The organism is Vibrio sp. 10N.286.49.E11 (genome assembly GCF_041469505.1).
Lineage (GTDB): Bacteria > Pseudomonadota > Gammaproteobacteria > Enterobacterales > Vibrionaceae > Vibrio > Vibrio crassostreae_C.
In genome coordinates this window covers 1-23,403 of record NZ_JBFRKQ010000024.1, presented here as the reverse complement: position 1 = coordinate 23,403, position 23,403 = coordinate 1, and the positions used below count along the sequence as shown (strand labels likewise).

Genomic DNA, 23,403 nt, shown 5'->3' with positions numbered 1-23,403 from the left:
TCTTGTCGACACTGGATTTTTTTATGTGCATGTGACTAGCGGTGAGCAAGCAACATGGTAGAATGCCGCCATTAATCTTATCCTTGTATAAGATTGTTAAACCTTTCCATCGCTATTTAGCCAAATCATACCGAGAAACTTATGCCATTTTCCAAGCTTGGATTAAGCTCACCTATTGTTAAAGCCGTTGCAAAACAAGGCTATGAAAAGCCAACCTCTATTCAAGAAAAAGCAATTCCGATTGTTCTTTCTGGTAAGAACCTTATTGCTGCAGCACAAACAGGTACAGGTAAAACTGCGAGCTTTGTTCTCCCTATCTTAGAAATGCTAAGCAAAGGTGAAACGCAGCGTAAAAAACGTATCCGCGCAGTTATCCTGACACCAACGCGTGAGCTGGCAGTTCAGGTTGAACAGAACATCACTAAGTACGCGAAGTTCCTAAACCTAACATCACTAGCGATGTACGGTGGCGTGTCTTACCAACACCAGAAAGATCGTCTTATTGAAGGCGTGGATATTCTTGTGGCAACACCAGGTCGTTTGATCGACATGTACGGACAACGTGCCGTTCACTTTGATGAAGTGGAAGTACTGGTTCTAGATGAAGCTGACCGCATGCTAGACATGGGTTTCATTGAAGACATCAACAAGATCATCGCGCGTCTACCACAAGACATCCAAAACCTGCTGTTCTCGGCAACGCTTTCAACGCCAGTGCGTGCACTAGCGAAAAGTGCAATCAGTGAAACGGAAGAGATTTCGATTGCCAAGACTGATGCGTCTAAAGCGAACATTGAGCAATGGTTGGTAACGGTAGATAAAGACCGTAAGTCAGCACTATTGAGCCACATGATTACCGAAGGTAACTGGGACCAAGCGCTTATCTTTATCGAAACCAAGCACGGCGCGGCTAAGTTGGTTGCTCAACTTGAGAAACGTGGTATTCAAGCGGAAGCTTTCCACAGTGGACGTAGCCAAGCGATTCGTGAAAAAATCTTGGCTGACTTTAAGAAAGGTCGCCTAAAATACTTAGTCGCGACGGGTGTTGCTGCTCGTGGTATCGATATCGACAACCTAAGCCGCGTAGTGAACTACGACATGCCATTCCCAGCAGATGATTATGTTCACCGTATTGGTCGTACAGGCCGTGCTGATGCATCTGGCGAAGCGATCTCTTTCCTATCAAAAGATAACTTCAAAAACCTGTGCATTATTGAAAAGCGTCTTGGTCACTTGATTGAACGTCGCGTTGTTGAAGGTTTCGAACCACGCAAAGAAGTACCCATTTCAGTATTGAACTTCGTTCCTAAGAAGAAAAGAGAACAGCAACAAGACTAAGTAATTTCAGCGACAGAAAATGCAAAGTTGCATTAACCAAAAGAAAAGTCGCGTTAGCCAAAATGAAAATAAAACGAAGCCCTATGTGGCTTCGTTTTGTTCTTTGAAATACATATAACGTTGAGGCAATAAGATGATCACTCCTATCGCAACGAGATTAACCCGCGGCCAAGACCTAAAGCTAGAGATCCAGAGGCTAGTGACAGCGCACAATATCTCCGCGGGCTCTATTGCGTCTTGTGTCGGATGTGTTTCTCAACTCAATATTCGCTTAGCTAATGCCAACAACACCAAGCTAGTTCAAGCTCCGTTCGAAATAGTCTCGGTGATGGCAACGCTAACCCCAAACCACCAGCATATTCATATCTCCGTTGCTGATGAGAATGGCAATGTAATTGGTGGGCATTTGCTTGAAGGGACGATTATCGCGACCACCGCTGAATTGATTGTTCACCGCTACGATACCTTGACCTTCAACAGAGAGCATGACGATTCGACGGGTTACACTGAACTTACTATCAGCAATAGCAAATAACTGATTTACCCATAGCAACACCAAACGCCCCATACAAAGCGATACTACCAAACAGCAATTAGGAAACACGATGGCTCCAAACTCCGCAGATTCCGTTATCGTTCTCGATTTCGAGACCACAGGCTTATCACCAAATATGGGCGACCGAGCGATTGAGATCGGTGCGGTTAAACTCGTTAACGGCGAAGTCGTCGACACCTTCCAGCAGCTCATGAACCCGGGATTTCGTGTGAGTGGATTCATTGAAGGTTATACCGGAATCAGTAACCGTATGTTAAGCACAGCGGCCAGTTGTAGTGAAGTGATGGATGAGTTTGCAGACTTCATTCAAGACAGCCAACTTGTCGCTCACAATGCCTCATTTGATAAGCGCTTTCTTGATGCGGAATTAGATAATATTGGTCGCGATTACAATGGACAGTTCGCTTGCTCAATGTTGATAGCTCGTCGTCTAATCCAAGACGCACCAACTCATAAGCTAGGCGACCTTGTGCGTTTCAAAAATATCGACAACGACGGTACTTTCCACAGAGCGTTAGCCGATTCAGAAATGACAGCAAGGTTGTGGTTATTGATGATTGATGAATTGCAAAGTGATCACGGCATTCAACAGCCAAGCTTTCAACTGATGCAGAAAATATCTAGGACAGCCAAAGGTTCGATTCCAAAACTACTGATGAGCAACAGGGGTTAGGTTCCGAAATTCACCTTAAAGTGGGATGAAAGGCTAGCTCGACAATAACCGCTAGCCTTTAAAAGGGACGCTCTACTCTTGCAATGACTTCAACGTTCCTTTGAGGCTTTCTAATTCATTCATAAAATACGCCCACTGCTTGTTACTGCTGGTCGCGGCCATATCTACTAAAAACTTGGCTGATGTTTCCATATTTTGGTTAAGCTGCGGCTCAAGTTCAGCAGGATAATAAGCTTCATTGTTTAAAAGCAACTTCATAATAATTGGCTGAGCAATATGTAGGTCGCTCTTCTTTGCCATCAGCGTCGTTAGCTCTTCATAGATGTTGTTTTGATATTGTCGCCAACTGCTATTGGTATTTACCCACTCTTTAGACCAAGCCAAAATAATCTGTTTTTGTTCTTTCGATACTGAACCTAACCACCGTTCTGCACGCTCTTCTATTCTGTTTCGGTATCGCTCTCTCGAATCGTCATCGTTCAACGACAACCTTTCTTCATAATAGTCTTGCTGCTTTTCACGAAAGTTCTTTAAAAACTCCCTGTCTTGCTTAGGGCTAAGCTGCATACTCAAGGCGTAAATATCTGGAGCGAACTTATTGACGATTGTGCGAATATGCTCTTTCGTTTGTTCACTTTGGCCCACAATAAAAGCGGGATTCATATCCGACCGATCTACGTTTTGAATCGCTTCTAATTGCGAGATGTACAGAGGTAGCTGAGTTTCTTTATGCCATTTTTGTAATATATCTAATCGCTCTTCAAGCTCTGATTCTTGGCTATTTGAGAGGGAAACAAAATCTTCTATATAGCTAACGACAAACCAACCTATATTGTTATAGGCGAACTTGGTCCCGCACCCAGTAAATAGAAAACAGATCACTAAAACTAACCACCGGCACTTTCTCATTCTACCCTCTCACGACATTCAACAAAGCCACAAACCGATTAACTCATCCCTTTAAGGTTAGCCCAGTTTTTATAACGCTAATTCTAGCTCTTATAAAAGTAGTCTTAATAAACAGTGGTCGTAAAAACTTTGAGATAAATTGAGACCCAAACTTGCTAATTTAGCTATTTAGGCAAATGATTAAACTAAAAATAATTAATGGCAGTGATGTAACTTGATTTTATTACTCATTTGACGTGATACGAGCCCTATAAATGAGTTGGGTTGACGTATTTAAAATGATTGATATTTGGGAGGGAAGCTATGGCCGCTATTCCTGATCATCCAAGCGATTTAGAATATGAGCTTTGTTATTTTGATGATGGTTCAATAACCACAATCACGATATTGGTTGACAATCGACAGGAAGCGATGACTTGGTATCTTAGCGAAGGAAAACATATCAACGATCTTTATTCGATAAGACCCGATGAATAATGCTTTGGTATAGAGGACTAGGTCGATAAACCTAAGATAAGAAACTTAAGTGGCATTTTGTGGAACACCCTTTACTGCAATGCCATTAATTAGCAATGTCGTTAATTAGACATATCGCAGCAAAGGGATTCAGTCTCGAATTACTTCAGGATTCGGGCGCGGAATTGACGACCCTTCATTTTACCTGATTCGATTTTGTTCAGTGCTTTTTTAGCCACAGATCTTTCTACCGCTACGTAAGCACGCATTGCAAACAGATTGATCTTACCTACTGATTTACCATCAATGCCGCCTTGGCCCGTCAGTGCGCCAAGAATATCACCAGCACGAAGCTTAGCTTTCTTACCGCCATCAATTTGGATGGTAACCATGTTTGAGTAGTACGGCTTAGCAATTGGTTTTGCTGGCAGTTCAGATGGCTCGATTGGCATGTCCATGTACTCATCAATTTGAGCAACACGGTACATCTCTTTTTCGCTAAAGAAGCTGATCGCTACGCCTTTGCTTCCTGCACGGCCAGTACGACCAATACGGTGTACGTGAACTTCAGGGTCGCGAGACAATTCAAAGTTGAACACAGCATCTAGGTTATCAACATCAAGACCGCGAGCCGCAACGTCTGTCGCCACTAGAATCGAGATGGTTTTGTTTGAGAACTGAACCAAAGCTTGGTCACGTTCACGCTGTTCCATGTCACCATGAAGTTCGATAACACTGAAACCGCGGTGGCTTAGCTCATCGTTTACGTTCTGCACTTCTTTCTTAGTGTTACAGAACACAACCGCAGACTCCGGTTGGTGATGCAACAACAGCAGCTCTAGAGCGTCATCACGAGCTTCAGAACCTTCTAACTTGTAGAAGTGTTGTTGGATGCTTGAGTGATCGTGTGTTGATTCAACCTTCACCATTTCTGGATTGCGCATAATGCGGTCTGCAACAGATTTGATCTGTTTAGGGAAAGTCGCACTGAATAGCAGAGTTTGGCGTTCTTTTGGCGCCGCTTCAATCACAGCATCCAAAGCGTCTTGGAAACCCATCTCTAGCATGCGATCCGCTTCATCTAACACAAGTGTGTTCAGCTCAGACAGGTCAATGCGGCCTTTCTCTAGGTGATCAAGAATACGACCAGGTGTGCCTACAAGAATGTGTGCGCCATGCTCTAGTGAACCAATCTGTGGGCCCATTGGCATACCGCCACATAGTGTCAGCACTTTAATGTTGTGAATACCACGAGCAAGAGTACGAATCTCTTTTGCTACTTGGTCTGCAAGCTCACGAGTCGGACATAACACTAAAGACTGAACACGGAAACGCTTAACGCGTAGGTTCTGCAGCACGCCTAAACCGAAAGCAGCTGTTTTACCTGAACCCGTTTTACCCTGACCGATAACGTCCTTGCCATTTAGGATAGTAGGAAGACTTAACGCTTGGATCGGCGTCATTTCAGTATAACCAAGAGAATCTAACGTATTTAGAAGCTCTGGTTTAAGGGCGATTGAAGAGAATTTTGAAGTGCTCAATGGAAATATCCAACTGGTGAAAAACAGAGTGCATTATGAGTGTTTTTGAAAATTATTCCACCTTAATCACAGTTTTGGAGAAACATGTTAGGCGAACACAAAAAAGCCAGCTTACTTAGCTGGCTTTGACTTCTATACGAATTGCTTTCTATGGCACACCGTGACCTTTAGATGCCACCCATACGCGATACCACTGTTCGCGCGTCAGCTCGATTTTCAGTGCATCAACGGCCGTCTTCACACGCTCAATCTTACCAGAACCAATAATTGCAATTGGACTAGATGGTAAACGACGAACCCAAGCGTAAATCACTTGATCAATGCTGTCTGCACCGACTTCTTGACGAATCGCCTCTAGCTCATCACGAACGCGAACCGCTTGCGCTGAATCACCACTGAAGATGCTACCACCACCGAGACAAGACCACGCCATCGGGCGAATGCGGTTCATCTGCAGTTGATCTAGCGTGCCATCATGAGCCACTTCGAAGTTCAATGGGTTGATTTCAACTTGGTTGGTCACTAACGGCTTACCGAGTCGAGATTGAAGCAGTTCGAACTGACGCGGTGAAAAGTTAGAAACACCGAAGTGCTTAACTTTACCTACTTTGTGTAGCTCTGCGAACGCTTCTGCTACTTCATCGGCATCCATTAACACGTCAGGGCGGTGAATCAACAATACATCGATATCGTTAACACCTAAGTGCTCTAATGAGTTATTTACTGATTGGTAAATATGCTGCGCGCTGGTGTCATAGTGATTGATCTTACGATCTGGAGTGTGGTCACCACATAGGTTGATATCGCACTTGGTGACGATTTGAATATCATCACGAAGGCTTGGTTCAAGCGCTAACGCCTCACCAAACAACTTTTCACATTGGTAGTTACCGTAAATATCCGCGTGATCAACAGTTGTGATGCCAAGATCAATATGTTGCTTCAGGAAAGTCAGGCGTTGTTGCGGGGTCATGCCCCACTCTGCTGTACGCCAGTATCCTTGCACCAGCTCAGAAAGTTCTGGGCCTTGTGGCGCTATCGTTACTCTTGCAACCATGGGTTGTCTCCTTTATCAATACTGAACGTATCCTAAGCTCGTTTTACCGAAGGCTCAACGTATAACAAATGGCAAAGCTAAACGCTTATTAAAAATGTGAGAGCCGCAGAAAAACGAACACTTAAATGAATTATAACTTGCTGTCTGCCCGCGAGCCGTTCTCCTGAAAGGCTTGTTTAGCCTAATAAATAACGAAACTATCTATAAATTTGAGCAATTAAAAACGATTAAGTTCAACCGTTAAGTTGTCACCATCACTCTGTAACTGAATCCAAGGAGAAGTAGAGCTAGAAGAAGATAAGCTAGGCACATTCCACACACTCAGTTGCTCTGCTGAACCGTGAGGCGCGTTGATGAATTCGACCAACTGTTTATCCACCTTATCGAAACCAACACCTTCATTTCGAGCTTGTTCGAGTTGAGCTGTAACATCGAATTCATCTTCACCAATACGAATTGAACTGAGAGCAAAGCCATCTTGGCGAAGGTATGCCTGAAGCTTTGTGTAACTTAGGTCCGAATATGGCAGGTTTAAGAGAACCGTTTCGACACTTGAGTCCCCCAACTCCAGTTCAACATACACATCCAGGTCGTAATATTGGGTTAAGTCACTGCACAACAAAGTACCTTCGATCTCACCACAATCCATCAACTCGATATCATTAATATAGTTTTGAGAATTCGGCAGACTTGGGCTGCTGTTAAATACTGTTCTTAGCCACCAGCTTTCGGTTGCTTGCGCTGAAAATGAAATAGCATTGAGGGACAGCATTAGAGGCAAGATTAGAACTTGAAAGATTTTCATCGACTGGGCTTATTTAGCGCTATATGAAGTGTCCATTATACGTGACCAATCGACAAACAACCGCTCGAGTCGCAAATTTTAGGCGAAAAAAAACGGGCATACATGCCCGCTAGATAATTTCATCACCGAATAACGTAATCCGTCACGTTGAGAACCATTACGAAAGAGAGAATATCGCTCTCCCACAACAGTTGCAACACGCCGTACCAATTACTTATAGCCACCTTCAATCGAAGGCTCTTCAAGCGACAATCTCACTTTGTTACGTTGAATAGCTTCTGGCGGCAAGCTGATGAAGCCGTATTGGTTCAAAACGACTTGATGATCTTGTGACAAGGTAAGCCCAACAAAGAACTCCTCTTGTTCCGTAAAGCCTTTGCGATGCGCTGGAATATTCAAGTACATGTAATAAACCGTTGCTAACGGGTAACGACCAGAGAGGATCGTTTCTTTGTTTAGGTCGTAGTTCACACCTAGGTTATCAACCACGCTCAACCATTTCACATCAGAGATCTGATCTGAGTAAACGGTGTAACCAATGGCGGCATCTTCGTCTTCAATCTTATTAATCAGATCAGGTAAATCCGCTAAGAACTGAGTATGGGCATATTCTCCTTCTGTTCCACATTCGACCCAACTTGAAAAGGTAGTATGGCCTTTCAGGTTGTGATCAATGGCAAAGGGCAACATATGAGTATCTAGGCTTTCACCGTTACGAATATCACTACTTGCTGACCATTTTGGATGTTTAGGATCGTTAGAACAACCAAACACATCAATTAATTCAGCGACGGTGATTGATGTCGCAGGGTTATTTTCATTGGCTAGAATCGCAATCACGTCAGCGGTAAACATCAGCTCTGTTGGCCTATAACCGTAACGCATATCAAACCTTGCCATCTCTTTGTCAGTCCACTTTTTGGAAGTGATACCAACACGCGAGCGCTGCATGATCATCTGTTCTGGGACGCTGTCACTCAACAAGATTTCTAAGTCGATCTCTTGGCTCTTAAGCAGATCTTCTACAAGCCCCTGCATATTCGGCTCAATCGCGACCAAACCAATGTCACTGGCATCATTCGCAAATGTCGATACAGAGAACAACGCAGGTACAGCAGCAAGCAGCAAGCCCGATTTATTAGCTAGACATTTCATTACTGGCCTCCTACTGGATCAATCGACGTTTTAGACTCAACATCGCTATTACTATCGAGCTGCATTTCTGAAGTGAAGATGTTCCAAGATGGGTTCACTTCCATGCTTTCTGTTTTAATCACCGCGATCGTTCTACGCTTACGCTTGTGAAGATGCTGAGTTAAGCTGGTTATCTGAGTAAACTCTTGTTCAAAGATTCGCTCACCATTGATGCCTCTATCAATCAATGCGTCTCGAATCACGCCCGTTCTTTTCTTGGCCAATGCTTTGTTATACACGTTTGTACCTTCAGCACTGGTATCTCCGACCAAGGTAACCGAAGCATCAGGCTGCTCTCCTAGTAAACGCACCAACTCATTTAATACAGCGGTATGATCAGGTTTAAGGTCATACTTATCAAAATCAAATGCCACACTTAATACTTCAACGTCTTCGACAATTTTCCAATTGGCACACCCTTTAATGTCTACCGTTACACCTTCTGGCGTATCGGCACATAGATCTCGCTGGTTAATCACACCATCTCGGTCATTATCCGCTAAGTCATCAATTTGGTGGCGTGTCATTGTCGTATCAGGCGTTTCTGCACATCCCATTAGCAAGATAGAGCTAAGTAGCGCTAGTTTAAAATATCTCATTACTTATTCTCCCCTTGCCACTCTTCTGGATGTTCAATCCTCAACGCATACGTCAACATACCCATCGCATTTAACACTCGATAAGCCGCTAACGTTTGATCATATTCAGTGCTGATGAAGTTTCTTCGAGCCAAAAACACTTCTACTTTTGCATCCAGTACATCAAGAAGGCTTCGTCTGCCAACATTGAATTGCTGGATATAGCCAAGCTCTGCAATTTTCGCTGCATCAACATTCTGTTGAAGTAAGGATTTTTGCTGCTCAAGCATTTTGTAAGCGTTCCAAGCCAGTTGTGTACCTTCTCGAACCTCACGCTCTGTTCGTAATCGGATCGCCCTTGCCTCTTCCACTCGCCAAGCTGACGATTCAACCCTGGAGTCGGTAGAGAAGCCATTAAACAGGTCATAATCCATCGTCAACATGATACGTGCATCTTCATCGACACCGCCTGGCGGGTTAGATACGTTGTCATTCTTATTGGCATGAAGCTCAAGTTTTAGTTCTGGGTAGTAATCCCCTTTCTCGCGGCGCATCTCTTTACGAGCCGCGTCGATATCAAGCAAAGAGGCTTTGATTTCAGGGTGATTCTCGACAGCTTGTTCAAGTGCGACCTGTGCTGAGCTTGGTAATAGAGCGTAATCAAACCGGGGGTAAACCAAGTTCACCGCAGGTTTGCCAACCAAGCGTAGATACTGAGTTTGCAAATCAAACAGGTTGTTCTGAGCGGCGATAAGTGAAGACTGCGCGGTCGCGACACGGGCGGAGATTTGAGCCAGATCCGAGTTGCTACTCAAGCCTTTGCTCTTTTTATCTTGGATATCTTGATAGATCTCTTGGTGCTCTTTTACATTACGCTTAGACAATTCAAGTAGCGTCTCTGCTTTTAGGATATCGAGGTAATTTCTCACCACATCTAACGATACGTTTTCAGCTCGCGAAATCAGAGTTAGACGCTCAGCTTCTGCTTCGAACGTCAGTCGATCGACATTCGATATGGTTTTAAAACCATCAAATAGTAACTGGGATACTTTAACGCCAATTTCCGTTCTCGTTAGGCCTCTATCATCGCTATCGAGTTTGCTGCCACTGTTGTAGCGTGTCTCTTCATAGCCTGCTGCCGCGTACAAGTTCACTTGTGGCATATACAAACCACTCGCAGCGTCTCCGTCTCTGACCACCGATTGGTATCGGGAGTATTGCGCCAATATCTCTGGGCTATAGTCGATGGCAAAGGCCACGGACTCTTCTAATGAAGCTGCTTGAGACAGCCCACTCATTAGCAAGCAAGAAGAGAGTAAGAATTTTGAATGCATTACACTTCCTTTTATATTTATGCTTTAACCCACTTCATCGTTCACGAAGTGAGTTTTCCTTAGCTCGTAAAATAGGTTTTAACCAATAACTCAATACTGTTTTCTCTCCGGTTAATATATCGACCGCGACTTGCATCCCTGGGATAATGCTAAAGGCAGAGTTTTGTTGCTGGTCTTCGTTTAACTGAATATGGGCACGATAATAGGCGTTTCCGTCTTCCGTTTGTAAGGCGTCGGCACTCACGTAAATCACCTCGCCTTTAAGTCCGCCATAAATGACGAAATCATAGGCCGTGAATTTAACTGTCGCACCCAGCCCGTTATGAACAAACGCGATATCTTGCGGAGAGATTCTCGCTTCAACAATCAGGTCACTGTTTGATGGGATGATCTCAATGATTGGCTCGCCGGGACGAACTACACCACCAATGGTACGCACAAAGATCTCTTTGACTGTGCCATCAACGGGCGCAACAATTTCGGTACGCTTGAGTTGGTCGGCAATCGCCTGCTGGCTTTCGTTCAGCTGCGCTATCTTGCTCGCCACTTCATTCAACTGGCCTTGCACTTTGGTACGAAAATCTAAAGCGATACTTCGATGATCCGCTATCGACTCTGAGTAGGCAGCTATCTGCTTCTGCGCTGCTACTTTTGAGCTAGCAATATCACCTTTGAGTTTGACTACATCACGGTTGAGTTTAAGTAGCTCAACTTCCGCAACAGCACCGCTCGCTACCACGTCTTTCAGCATGTTGCGCTCACGAATCACAATCTCGAGGCTGCTTTCAAGAGTCTGGATATTATTAAACGTATCGACACGAGCTTGGTCTTGTTGCTCGATACGAAGTGCCGCCTCTTCCAGTTCAGACTTCAACTGTCCTAAACGTTCTCGGTAGTTCGCCTTGGCATTCATTAACGCAGGGTGGCTTGATACATCAACCGCAATATCTTGAGGCACCAAGACCACTCGCTCATACCACTCTTTCGCATCGTTATTTAAAACGACCGTCGACAGCTCAGCCTTTAATCTTAATTGCTGAGCAAGCAAGGTATCCGCTTGTTGAGCCGACTCTAAAAACGCCGCCTTAAAACGTGTGTCTTCTAACTTAGCTAGAGGTTGCCCCTTCACTACAGATTGGCCTTGTCGCACCATGATCTCTTGAACCAGTCCACCTTCTAAGCTCTGAATGGTTTGCACCGAAAGACTTGGAACGACTTTACCTTCACCGATCACGACTTCTTCTAATGTTGCCCACGTAGCCCAACCGATAATTGATACAATGAGTAGAGCACTCAACCAAATCAGCTTTCGAGAGCGGAATGCTAAGTGGTTGTTGGTCCATTGAATATCATTACTCATGACGACCTCCCTTCACCACAGATACCGTCTTAAAGCGGCTCGTACCTTTAGGTACACTTTTCTTCTGTAAAGAGAGAATTTCTTTAGGCTCACCTTCTGCCACGATTTGACCTTTATCCAATACAACAACACGATCACACATCATCAAGAATGAAGATTTATGGGAGCTGATCAGCATTGAGGTTTCTCTCGGCATACTTTGAAGTGCATTGAAGAACTGAATCTCGGCCTGATTATCTAGCGCGCTGGTTGGCTCATCCATGATCAATAACTTTGGACAACGATACAGAGCTCTCGCGATGGCAACGGCTTGGCGCTGACCACCAGAAAGTAACCGACCACCCTCACCGACAGGTGTTTCAAGGCCATTGCTTAAGCGCCCCATGTAACCATTCAAACCCGACTGTTGAAGCGCTTGTCTTAGCTTTTCTTCATCAACGTTGATCGCACCCAAAGTAACGTTGTCGTAAACACTGCCAAAGATCAAATTAGTGGTTTGCCCTACCCAACCCATTCCGCTACGTAAGACACTGGTTGGCCATAACTGCCCATCAATCTCTTGATAGAAGGCTTGCCCTGTTGTAGGCAAATACTGTCGAGCAACAATCGATAAAAGCGTGGTTTTTCCTGCACCAGCGGCACCAACAAGGCCAACTCGCTCACCCGGCTTAATATCAAGAGAAATCTCTTTCAACGCAGGGCTTTGAGTCTCTGGATAAGTAAACGTGACTTCATCTAGCCTAACCCCACCGTCAAAGTCACCCTTATCAATCACTTGATGCTTAGACTCTTCTTGCGGTAACTCCATGATCTGATTCAAACCTTCGACTGCAGAACGGGTTTGTTGAAACCTCAACAATAGAAGAGAAAGCTGGTTCACTGAGCTCGCAGCACGTCCACTCAACATCACCACAGCTATCAAACCACCCATACTCAGCAAGCCTTCAGAGATCTGATACACGCCGAAGATGATGAGAGTAATGGTGACGATCTGCTGACTCGATTGAATGGAATGTGTCACGATATTAGAGTAGTGGCGAGATTGAGTCTGCCATTGAGAGAGCGATGAAATAGTCTGTTCCCAACGCTTCTGGGTAATACCTTCAGCATTGTTTTGCTTGATATCCGGAAGAGTTGTTAAGCAATCAAACAGCTGTGCTTGTCTTTGTGTCGACAAACGTGCGGTTTCATCGAATGTTTTCTCGACTTTACCTTTCATCGCAATGCTTAGCACGATCAATACCAACATGATCGCGACAGGGATGAACATCATCGCACCACCGAGCCAGCCGATAAGGAATAGGAATAACAAGGTGAATGGCAGGTCGACTAAAGTAACCAAAGAAATAGAAGTGAAGAAATCTTTCACGCTATCGAAATCTTGAAGCTGTCTGGCAAAGGCGCCTACCGACTGAGGTCGATTTTCCAACTTCATACCAAGGACTTTTGAGAACAATTGGGAAGACAACTTGTTATCAATATAGCGCCCAGCCATATCAGTCACAGAGCTGCGTGAGCTTCTCAACACCCAATCAAAAATAACGACAATACCAACGCCTGCTGCCAGAACCCAAAGCGTGTTAAACGCTTGGTTTGGCACCACGCGGTCGTACACGTTCATGGTAAACAGAGGCACGACTAGCGCGAGTAAGTTGATCAAGAATGAAGCGATAAACAGGTCTCGATACCAAGGTTTCACTTCTTTGACGACACGCCATAACCAACGGGTGTTGGATTTATTCTCGCTACGTTCATGGGATTGAACACGCGCATCATCAAGTGCTTGAGCACCTACTTGCCACACATACGATTCCACTTGAGCAACCAAGTCTTTTAACGATGTTTCTTGGCTTGAGTTGGTTTCACAATCCAATACTTGAAATTCGCCACCGGAGCCTTGAGTGACAACAAGGGGACTCCCTGTCGCGGAATTAACAGCAACAACAGGGAACTGACATTGAGTCAGTAATTCTTTTTTAACGTGGCTCAAAGTTAACCCCGATTTTTCAATAGCTCTTGGAAAAAGGGATTCATTGAGCCTTCCTTCATTTAAAGGTAGGCCAGACACTATTTTGGAAGGATGGCTGCGAACATTAAAATGCTCACATAACCATTCAACACAACCTAGCCAGCTGTCTTTTTGTTCTACCAATCTAAACTTCCTTTTATAGACTGTACATCTAACTTACAGCGTTAAATTATTGTCTTCTATCATTTTTTGTAAAATTTGTGCTTCTAATGCACTGCTACTGTCACCTTGATACAGATCGTCGTACGTGACATCGGCTATTAAGATGTTTTGTTGAACGTCTTCGTCGCCATTAGGTTTAATAGAAATGGTCACGCCTTCACCAGATTCTTCTAAATCTAGATATTGTGTTGCCCCTAGCCCTGTATTAAGCCCTAGGCTTCCCAAAATACCCGAAAGGTCAATTGCATCAGTGTCTGGAGACGCATCAAAATCTTGAACTACATCGTAGCTTGGGGCTTCTGCACTCCCTAAGCCTGAAGAGGCGAACACAAAATTATCAGAGCCCGTACCGCCAATCAGCAGATCATTATCATCTGTCGCGGTAATCGTAGAATTCCCTTCAGCAACAAACTCAACCGATACCGTTTGAGGTAACCCTACCGCTTGGTTATTGCCTATTTCAGCAGAAGGTTCGATGGTGAGTTCAAATGGTTCAACACCATCATAACCGCCAGTAATAGCCAAATTAGGTACATCCGCTAAATCCACCACATACTGACCATCGACCATAGAACCGTGTGAGAACGTCAAACCTGCGGGAATATCATAGATGGTAATTAAGCCCGCTTCTGAGTCGGCAGGGTTAACAAGAGAGAGATCTAGGTTAAGCGGAATCGTGCCACTCGCTTCTGCCACAATCGAAGAGTATTCAACACTCAATAACGGAGCATCAGGCTCTGGTGTGATGATAAGCGTCATATCTTGTGAACTTGGGTCACCCGTGTCGACCACTAACTCACCGAGTACCGTATTTTGATCAACCGTTCGGCCTGTAATCGTAATATCAAGGTTACCAAACGCGTCGCCCGCAAAGAATTCGAGCTCATCAACAGAGCTTGCTTTAACGAGGATCGTCGCCTGTATGATGCCACCCACATTAGTGAAAGAGCTGGTTTCTGATCCAATTCGAATTCGATCTAGCCCAACTATACCTGATGGATCCGAAGTCGAATTCACCGTTACGGTAATTGCTAAGAATTCATCACTGTTGGTTTCAAAGCTATTAGCATCGAGAGGAATCACGATGCCATCATCTTCACTTCCAGTGAGCTGTTCAGGTAAATCGAAGAACTCCACTTTATCGCCGATAGGGTTTACACCAACGGTAAATTCAGATTCGGTATAACGAATATCTGTCGTGCCGATTTCCTGAGTAATCGCCTCAAGGACTAGATTCATATCACCACTAAAATCTCGTGGCGGCAGAATAACAAGATTAGCAAGCTGACTTGGATCGAGCTGCCACTCATAAGTAGGGTTACCATCAAAGGTACCGCCATCAACGCCATTATTTGGAACTAATTCGTAGCTATCGCCCACCTTTATCGCAACAACCGCGCCTTCAGGCACGCCTTTCAATGCCAAGGACATATTTTCAGAGCCATCTTGGTCAATCAGCTCCGCGCTAAGTGATGACAGTGAAATGTAGTTGTCTTCGTCGCCTACTATATCCTCCGTCACCAAGTTCGCCGCATCCGCAACAGGTTCAACGGTGATCGTCACCACGGTCGTCTTGTCTTGAGTATCGGTTTCAACGACACAATCCGCTTCATCGGTAATATTGGCCGTCACTGTTAAGGTAATTTCGCCGCTGTAATGTTCTGGTGGTGTTACCAACACATCGCTCAATCGGCTAGGATCCGTGACCGTCCACTCACCATTGCCGTTATCAACCAACAAACCAGTATCAGTAGGGCTTTCCGATAGCGTGCCGCCATTTGATACCGTTATTGTTAGAGAGTTAATGGTCTCTTTACCGGTAGCACTGTTACCCTCTCCCGTGATTAACTGCCCGTCTTCAACGCTATCACCGAGAACTAACTCAAGGTTAAGGTCGGTTGTAATATCTTCCTGGATTGTTGTCGAATCCGTGGCAACGGTAATGTCATCCACAACAGGCAATACTTGAATACTGATGGTTTGATCTGTTGTGACGGTCTCTCCGTTACAAGGAGAGGTCTCAATGGTTTTAATCGTAAAGTCGATACAGCCGGCAAAGTCTTCATCTAATCCTGTTAGCGTTAGTTTGGATAGTCCATCCGCTGTAATCGAGTAACCGACAACCTCACCAGAAGCGTCGTATTCGGCAATAACACCATCACCTGAAATCTCGACGCCATCAGGCAGAGAGTCCGCAGGAATATAGAAAGAGATCTCATTGTCCGGATCACTACCTACATTGGTATTCAATAAACCAGTAAGGTCGATGTCCTCTCCCTCAGGCGTTTTGATATCACCATCAGGCTGAATTAGGCTTGGAGGTCCAACAGGATCACAAGTGCCGCCACCGCCATCATGGCCAGTGATCTGAATTTGGAATGAAGTATCAATATACTTCGAATCTTCACCGTCAATGACACGAGCACGTACCACTATATCTAAAACAGGCGTGTCGCTTGGGCTCGAGATAGTCATGCCACTTAAGATTTCTTGCGCCAACTCTTGGATAGAGTCACTCGTAAGGCCATTTGCAGAGATAATCCAGTTTCCTGAAATATCTTGAGCGGCTCCGTTCGGGTGTTCAATAATCAACGAATAACCATCAGGCACATCGATCAAGATATAATCTAAGTATTCTGAGCCATCCATATCTGCGTCAACAAAAGTAACCGCATCCGACACGTTGACCGGAGAACCGTCCTCACTGATATATAGCTGACCAGAACTTTCCAAACGAGTATCTGACTCGACCCTCGCATCGACCGTGACACTGATTGATCCCGAGATATCTTTTACATCAGTTGCGCCTGTCGGCGAAGTATCAGTAACTTCATAGGTAATTGGGATCGAAAATGTACCGCTCAAATCTTCAGTAGCGGTTACTGACAGTCTTCCGCTACTTAAAAGCTCGGATAGTGTTGGTGTCGTAGAGTCTAATAAACTTTCTAAATCTAACCCTGAAACTGGCACTGCAATAACACTGCCATCGAAATAAAGAGTCAGATCAGCAGGTAGGCTATCAATCACATACCCCGTTAAAGACTCACTTCCATCAACATCTTGATTCAAAGATGGCTCAAGGTTCAATCCGATTTGGCTGTCTTCAATACCTTGAGTGCTAACCACCTGACCATCTTCTTGATCGACAATCGGTGCTAACTCTACCTTCAACGTCATCGGGAATTCGCCCGAATCACCATCAGGTTCAGTTGAGATAGCAATAACGGTCAGTTCCATCTCACCACTGAAATCAGTCACTGGCTTGAGATACAAATCATTCAGTTGGGCGTTAGAAACCTGGAATACTGGGCCTGTTACATCGTCAATGTAGGCGATGGTCAGCGACACAGGCTCACCCAATGAATCCACCAGCAAGGTGCCGTCAGGAATATTAGTAAGCAGTATATTGATATCTTCAGAAACATCGTCATCAGTTGTTTGGACGACAAAGTCGAGTTGAATCAAACCATCTTCATTGAGAACAGATTGATTGCTGATGACTTTGGTAATACTGTCATATTCCCAATGCGCATTTCCTCCATCCACAACAGCAGGTTCATCAACAACGCCTTTGAGGAAGATGTTGATGGTTTGAGTATCGCTTAACGCAGTCACATTGATAGGGTCTAGTGAGTCAATGGCAGATTCTGTGGCTACCGCCGTGACCTTAATGTACAAATCTTCAGTAAACGAGCTGATGTCTTCTTTTGGTAGAAGATAAGCCACACCATTCTCGATGGCCTCCGCAGAGACTAGGTAGGTATCAGGACCAATTAAGTCGAACAGTCCACCTTGGATAGACCAACCATCTTGCAGTTCGATTTGATAGCTTAACGATTCAGAACCGTCGGTATCAGTTAGCGATCCATCAATCACGTTCTTGAGGAAGATGATTTCATCTTCTAGACCTTTGTAGTCCTTAACGGATACATGTGGAGTATCAGCATCCGGTGAGATTTCAACGACTACGGTATTGACGATATCGGCCGTTTTATCTGCGGGGTCAGCGAAAGTGTTTCCCGCTTCGGTTGCAATCGCAGTAATCTCAAACTCAAATCGACCAGCAAGATTTTCATCAGCTCTGATTTCCATTTTGTCGATTTGGTTCTGGGTGTACTCTTTGCCTTCTTTAACCGCGTTTCCGTTCAAGGTGATATTCAGCCCATCGGGAATGCCGCTAATGGTGTAAGACAGTTCTTCAGATGTATCTTGGTCAACCAACTGAGCAGTGATATCTAATTTAATTGGGTCTGCGTCATCTTCTACCGATTGGTAGGTGAACACTGAATCAGACCAATCCGGCGCATCCGCTACGGGTAAAACAGAAACAGAGACATCTGCGGTCAATTCTTTTGGAATTGTGTCAGTACTAATAATGGCGTTGATCGCTAGAATAACCGTTGAGGTCGTATTTGATTCATGAAGTGCCGGTCGATAAGTTAACTGACCATTAGGGCCGGTAAACTGACTGTCAATCACCGTTAACTGATTGCCTGAAAGCGTCACTTTTCCATCAACCACTTGAAGTAATACGCCATCTAAATACAGGCTACCGCCTTGCAAAGAATCTTCTGAGAATTCAATAGCCGTAACGGTTTCGCTTTGGTCAACGTCTCCGGTAGAAACACTCACCACAATAATGGCATCGTTATCTTCTGTAGTTTCAGAATCCTCATAACGAATAAAGCCTTCGTTATCATCTAGGACAAGCTCTGCAGTACTCGTGACCTCATCACCATCGGCATCGCGAACCAAATAATCAATGTCATCGATTAATCGAGGATCGGTAGGGTCAGTTGATACATTGGCATTAGTAGTCAGTTGGTAGCTGCCATCAGAGTTAAGAGTAAACTGACCGTAGACGCTATTATCAAAATCATTAATGAGATCAATCTCGATTGACGTAATTACATCGGTAAAAGTGTAGGTATCACCGCGATAGTCAAAACTAACAATGACGGCGCCATCCGCACCAGCAAATTCTTCTGTTAAGAACTGTCCGCTGAGATTATCGCCTTCCACCATTTCAATGGAACCAGAACGAGAAGTTGGCACTGCATCCGTAACATTAACAACATAAATAGCCGGATCAGAACTATCACCATCGGCATCAGTAACGACCAATTCAAAATTCACAGCAAGATTATTTTCACCATCACCCGTAGCATGATCAAACGGCGCATATAGATTGAACTCTGTTGTGCCATCGTTGTTAAAACGAATTCGGAAGATATCGTTACCCGACGTATCTTGAGCGTAATACCAACCATCGGCATTCACTGCCTGCAATGAAATGGCTTGCCCACCACTGGTATAAGCTAATGCGTCAAAAGCATCGGTATTAACTGAAACTGATGCGATATCGTCCGAGCCTTGGATAATAGCGATCGATGGGCTTGGTTCTTCAGTCCCAGTTTGTTCGTTGTCACCAATGAGTCCATCTTCATCGACAGATATGCTGCCTACAATCGAGAATGCAGGATCCTTACCATCGTATATTTTAATGTCTGATTTTTGGGTGGAACGCGAACCATCTGAATCAATAACGACAACCGTGGCCGGTATGCTCAATTCGGTATCTTTTAACCCAGCACCATGATCAATAGAGCGATATAAATCAATCTCAACGGCAACGGTACCTGAGATATTAGCTTCTAAGAAATAATCAGATGGCAGACGAATCTGCATAATGACATCGCCATTACTTAATATCGCATCAAAACTGCCATCACCATTATCTCTCCAAGATAAAGCCTCGCCATTATGGGTGACTGCTTCACCGTCGCTATCCAAAACGGCTTGACCGTTTGTCACATCAATACCAAGATAAACGATAGGATCATGCGATGCCGTGATATCCAAATTAACCACTGCACTCTGTTTTACGCCATCAGGAGTAGTATCCGCAATTGGGGTTTCAGACAATTCAACCGTACCGCTGCCAATCGTTGGCTCACCACCGTCGGTAATAGAAACGATTAAATCTAGTTTAGTTTGGTCGTTATCGGAATCACGGGCTGTAACAGTAAACGGTATGGTATCTGTGCCATTGGCTTGATCCAAACCTTTGTACAGTGTGAAGACGTAATCCACACTGCTGTCTACATCATCTGATACCGGCGCTGCGAAACTCACGGTAAAGGCAACGTCACCACCAGCGACTGGCCCTGCGTAGCCAGTCAATAATGTACCATCCTCAGAAACGGTGTAATAAATCTGCTCGCCGCCACTAAAGAGCTGAGGTTGATCAGCTAAATCAAAGAACACGCTATCTAAATAATCACTGCCAATCCCGATACTGAAGGTTCCGGTGCTACTGACTTCACCGATAGGATCATTGCTTAGCTCCGACTCGTTGACCGAAGAATTTGAATCGAGAATTAAACTCGGATCATTACCGTCCTCGATCACCCATGATATTTGGCCGTTTTCTAAAGCAGTGCCATCGGTGTCTGTGCCAATAATATTTAACGGAATCGTAAGTAAATCACTGGTGAGCACATGGTCGAGTGGCCGTTCAATCACCAAAACGATATCGGCAAGTACATTGTTCCCGTTGACCGTTGTCGTCATTGAAAACGAGAACACATCATCATCACCTTGCTTAGCTGTAATAGTACGACCATCTGCGCTGAGAGTATAAGTAAGCACTGTAGCGTCGCCACCTGAAGTAATACCTAACGCTTCTAGTTGCGCGACAGTCTCAGAGCTAAATTGTATAGAATCTGGGTCTGGATTATCCGAACCACCTAATACAGTAAATTGAGCATTGATGGTTTGCGAACCGGAGGTCACGTCGACTTCCGTCACCGTTTTCGAATCATCCAATATCTGTCCTGCCGCACCATCCATGATATCAATAGTCGCCGTTGCAGAGCCAAAATCACCACTAGAGTCAGCGGCAACGTAATTGAAGATAACGGTATGGTATTGGTTATGATCTAGATTTCGATTGGCTTCAAAGGTCCACTGGCCATTAGCAAATACGGTCAATACACCATCCCCGGTATTGAACACCGCAGGAGTTGCACCTGAAATATCCTGACTGACTCCACCAACTTCGACGCTACTAATGGTTAGTGCGGTATCAAGGTCAATGTCATTGTTAAGAACGTTGCCTGACGATGTTTCACCTTCAACCATCGAGTAAGACTCGCCGAACAGCAAAGGTTCAGAATCTAGAATCGTGATCGGTAATTCGCCTAAAACGAGCTCAGTGGTTCCATCATCATCAATCTGAAGACCTTCGATAATGATCGCCGTTTGAAGTAACTCTTCACCAGCCTGTTGGTCAACCGCTTGGTAGAAAGTGATTTCAACGGTACCTCCAACAATCTTAGCTTCGAAAACCAGTGTTCCATCGGTTCGTGTTGCTTTGATCACTTGACCGTCAGACTCTAATTCAATAGCGATAGATTGACCTTGAGACGTCACTCCCTCAGCAGAGACTTGGTTTGCACTAAAAGCAAACTCATCAGCAAACTGAATATTGATGTCAGCGACTTGGGTTTGATCTCCAAAGATACCAACCGTATTTTCAGAAAATGAGACTGAATCTGGCAGTATAATACTTGGCATGTCATCACTGACTTCATTACCAATCGAGTTAACAACTCTCGCATCGATAATCCACTCAGTAGATGGGTCTAAGCTAGAGACATCAATATTCTCGACTAGCCAGCCACCGGACGCATCAACTACACCTTCAAAAGTCAGCGTTTGCGTACCATCATTGATCTCTATGTAGACAGGTAAACCTTCGGAAACATCGGTCGTACCCTGCATGGTGGTTAAATCACCACTACGAAAATCTAAGATGTTGAAACCAGATAAGGTATCAATATCGATAACAGGTGGGACGGTATCAATTTGTCCTGTCGAGTCTGTGCCCGTTGTTTCATTACCTGCAATATCAACGGTAACTGCTTCTACGGTAATGTTGCCATCCGCAAATGCAGACAGATCGACATCATCGATGCTCCAAGCCCCTGCAACAACTACGGTTTGTAACGTGATAGACTGATTATTGCTATCCGAAACTGTGACGGTAATAGGCTGTCCATTTTCTACATTTTGAACAACACCTTGTAGACGAACAGATTGAACCTCTTCAGTGTTGAGTATGTTGTCGGCATCATCGAATTTTGCTGTGATACTTGCCAGAGTATCCTTAACGATTATATCGCTAGAAGTAACAGTATTGCCCGCAACATCCGTAACGCTAGCCTCTACGGTCAAGATTCCTTCTGCAAAACCCGAATAGTCTTGACCTGTCAGCGTCCAATTTCCGCCAACTACTGTGGTCGTATAAACTTGGGAGACATTAAGGCTATCGGTAAGGGTAATAGTGATCGTTTGACCGTCTTCAACATTGGTCACCGTGCCAACCAAGGCACCATTAGTAATTTCGGCTAAGTTGTAATACTCATCACCAAAACCATCAAAATCGACACTGATGTCCGCCAACGTATCTTTAACGATGGTATCGCTAGAAGTTGCTGTATTACCGGCAATGTCCGTAACGCTTGCTTCAACCGTTAACTCACCTTCAGCGAAAGCTGAATAATCTTGGCCAGTTAGAGTCCACTCGCCACCGGAAACTATCGCGGTATAACTTTCTGACTTACCATCGACATCGGTGATGGTGATTGACACTGTTTGGCCATCTTCAACATTGGTCGCCGTGCCGACCAAAGTGCCATTGCTCACTTCGGCGGAGTTGTAATACTCATCACCAAAACCATCGAAATTGACACTGATATCCGCCAACGTATCTTTGACTATGGTATCGCTAGAAGTTGTCGTATTACCGGCAATGTCCGTAACGCTTGCTTCTACTGTTAGCGTACCTTCAGCGAAGGCAGAGTAATCTTGGCCAGTTAGAGTCCACTCGCCACCAGTCACTGTCGCGGTATAATTTTCTGACTTGCCATCAACATCGGTGATAGTGATTGAAACTTCTTGACCGTCTTCAACATTGGTCACCGTGCCGACCAGTGCGCCATTACTCACCTCGGCAGAGTTGTAATATTCATCACCAAAACCATCAAAATCGACACTGATGTCCGCTAACGTATCTTTAACGATGGTATCGCTAGAAGTTGCCGTATTACCCGCAACGTCTGTAACACTTGCTTCTACTGTTAGCGTACCTTCAGCAAAACCCGAATAGTCTTGGCTGACTAATGTCCATTCGCCACCAGAAACTATCGCGGTATAACTTTCTGACTTACCATCAACATCGGTGATGGTGATTGAAACTTCTTGGCCATCTTCAACATTGGTCACCGTGCCAACTAATACGCCATTACTCACCTCGGCAGAATTGTAATACTCATCACCAAAACCATCGAAATTGACACTGATATCCGCCAACGTATCTTTAACTATGGTATCGCTAGAAGTTGCCGT

14 protein-coding genes are annotated in these 23,403 nt (G+C 44.6%); 4 read left to right on the top strand and 10 right to left on the bottom strand.

Annotated elements, in window-relative coordinates:
* Positions 1 to 141 precede the first annotated feature (141 nt).
* From AB4167_RS03870 to AB4167_RS03860, 3 genes are all read left to right on the top strand, one after another.
* Positions 142 to 1,338, top strand: a complete 1,197-nt coding sequence (locus AB4167_RS03870; RefSeq protein ID WP_372136159.1) for a DEAD/DEAH box helicase — start codon at positions 142 to 144, stop codon at positions 1,336 to 1,338.
* Positions 1,339 to 1,471: 133 nt separating this feature from the next.
* A complete protein-coding gene (locus AB4167_RS03865) occupies positions 1,472 to 1,873 on the top strand; it encodes a PPC domain-containing DNA-binding protein (protein WP_017059481.1) in 402 nt (133 codons plus the stop codon).
* A 70-nt stretch (positions 1,874 to 1,943) separates the two neighbouring features.
* Positions 1,944 to 2,567, top strand: coding sequence for a PolC-type DNA polymerase III (locus AB4167_RS03860; protein ID WP_017068401.1), 624 nt, complete (start codon positions 1,944 to 1,946; stop codon positions 2,565 to 2,567).
* Between the two features lie 72 nt (positions 2,568 to 2,639).
* Here AB4167_RS03860 and AB4167_RS03855 read toward each other — a convergent pair whose 3' ends face one another.
* Positions 2,640 to 3,476, bottom strand: coding sequence for a DUF6279 family lipoprotein (locus tag AB4167_RS03855; RefSeq protein WP_372136158.1), 837 nt, complete (start codon positions 3,474 to 3,476; stop codon positions 2,640 to 2,642).
* Between the two features lie 303 nt (positions 3,477 to 3,779).
* On the opposite strand from AB4167_RS03855, the gene AB4167_RS03850 reads away from it, so the two are divergent.
* Positions 3,780 to 3,953 carry a hypothetical protein gene (locus tag AB4167_RS03850; protein WP_017059478.1) on the top strand — a complete coding sequence of 58 codons (174 nt, stop codon included), beginning with the start codon at positions 3,780 to 3,782 and terminating at the stop codon, positions 3,951 to 3,953.
* A gap of 140 nt (positions 3,954 to 4,093) precedes the next feature.
* Here the strand turns inward: AB4167_RS03850 and dbpA are convergent, their stop codons facing one another.
* The 9 genes from dbpA to AB4167_RS03805 all read right to left on the bottom strand — a co-directional run.
* Positions 4,094 to 5,473, bottom strand: a complete 1,380-nt coding sequence (dbpA, locus tag AB4167_RS03845; RefSeq protein ID WP_017064348.1) for an ATP-dependent RNA helicase DbpA — start codon at positions 5,471 to 5,473, stop codon at positions 4,094 to 4,096.
* Between the two features lie 148 nt (positions 5,474 to 5,621).
* Complete coding sequence (locus AB4167_RS03840; protein ID WP_017064347.1) at positions 5,622 to 6,530, bottom strand: aldo/keto reductase family oxidoreductase; 909 nt, start codon at positions 6,528 to 6,530, stop codon at positions 5,622 to 5,624.
* A 217-nt stretch (positions 6,531 to 6,747) separates the two neighbouring features.
* Complete coding sequence (locus tag AB4167_RS03835) at positions 6,748 to 7,335, bottom strand: hypothetical protein (protein ID WP_372082810.1); 588 nt, start codon at positions 7,333 to 7,335, stop codon at positions 6,748 to 6,750.
* A 210-nt stretch (positions 7,336 to 7,545) separates the two neighbouring features.
* The gene (locus tag AB4167_RS03830) at positions 7,546 to 8,490 is read right to left on the bottom strand and encodes a PstS family phosphate ABC transporter substrate-binding protein (protein WP_372136157.1); all 945 of its coding nucleotides are present in this window, start codon (positions 8,488 to 8,490) and stop codon (positions 7,546 to 7,548) included.
* A complete protein-coding gene (locus AB4167_RS03825; RefSeq protein ID WP_017059473.1) occupies positions 8,490 to 9,128 on the bottom strand; it encodes an OmpA family protein in 639 nt (212 codons plus the stop codon). Before AB4167_RS03825 ends, AB4167_RS03830 begins: the two co-directional genes overlap by 1 nt.
* Positions 9,128 to 10,441 (bottom strand): TolC family outer membrane protein, encoded by a 1,314-nt coding sequence (locus tag AB4167_RS03820; RefSeq protein ID WP_372136156.1) that lies wholly within the window; start codon positions 10,439 to 10,441, stop codon positions 9,128 to 9,130. The genes AB4167_RS03825 and AB4167_RS03820 overlap by 1 nt, the downstream gene beginning before the upstream one ends.
* 34 nt (positions 10,442 to 10,475) lie before the next feature.
* Positions 10,476 to 11,801, bottom strand: coding sequence for an HlyD family type I secretion periplasmic adaptor subunit (locus AB4167_RS03815; RefSeq protein WP_017059471.1), 1,326 nt, complete (start codon positions 11,799 to 11,801; stop codon positions 10,476 to 10,478).
* Positions 11,794 to 13,953 carry a type I secretion system permease/ATPase gene (locus AB4167_RS03810; RefSeq protein WP_372136155.1) on the bottom strand — a complete coding sequence of 720 codons (2,160 nt, stop codon included), beginning with the start codon at positions 13,951 to 13,953 and terminating at the stop codon, positions 11,794 to 11,796. The genes AB4167_RS03815 and AB4167_RS03810 overlap by 8 nt, the downstream gene beginning before the upstream one ends.
* A 33-nt stretch (positions 13,954 to 13,986) precedes the next feature.
* Positions 13,987 to 23,403, bottom strand: a 9,417-nt coding sequence (locus AB4167_RS03805; RefSeq protein ID WP_372136154.1) for an Ig-like domain-containing protein, incomplete at its 5' end; no start/stop codon positions are given.

Excerpts from the sequence above, each read along its gene's own strand:
- AB4167_RS03835 (WP_372082810.1), bottom strand. The coding sequence starts at position 7,335 with ATGAAAATCTTTCAAGTTCTAATCTTGCCTCTAATGCTGTCCCTCAAT.
- AB4167_RS03830 (WP_372136157.1), bottom strand. The coding sequence starts at position 8,490 with ATGAAATGTCTAGCTAATAAATCGGGCTTGCTGCTTGCTGCTGTACCT.
- AB4167_RS03840 (WP_017064347.1), bottom strand. The coding sequence starts at position 6,530 with ATGGTTGCAAGAGTAACGATAGCGCCACAAGGCCCAGAACTTTCTGAG.
- AB4167_RS03855 (WP_372136158.1), bottom strand. The coding sequence starts at position 3,476 with ATGAGAAAGTGCCGGTGGTTAGTTTTAGTGATCTGTTTTCTATTTACT.
- AB4167_RS03820 (WP_372136156.1), bottom strand. The coding sequence starts at position 10,441 with ATGCATTCAAAATTCTTACTCTCTTCTTGCTTGCTAATGAGTGGGCTG.
- AB4167_RS03825 (WP_017059473.1), bottom strand. The coding sequence starts at position 9,128 with ATGAGATATTTTAAACTAGCGCTACTTAGCTCTATCTTGCTAATGGGA.
- AB4167_RS03815 (WP_017059471.1), bottom strand. The coding sequence starts at position 11,801 with ATGAGTAATGATATTCAATGGACCAACAACCACTTAGCATTCCGCTCT.
- AB4167_RS03870 (WP_372136159.1), top strand. The coding sequence starts at position 142 with ATGCCATTTTCCAAGCTTGGATTAAGCTCACCTATTGTTAAAGCCGTT.
- AB4167_RS03850 (WP_017059478.1), top strand. The coding sequence starts at position 3,780 with ATGGCCGCTATTCCTGATCATCCAAGCGATTTAGAATATGAGCTTTGT.
- AB4167_RS03865 (WP_017059481.1), top strand. The coding sequence starts at position 1,472 with ATGATCACTCCTATCGCAACGAGATTAACCCGCGGCCAAGACCTAAAG.
- AB4167_RS03860 (WP_017068401.1), top strand. The coding sequence starts at position 1,944 with ATGGCTCCAAACTCCGCAGATTCCGTTATCGTTCTCGATTTCGAGACC.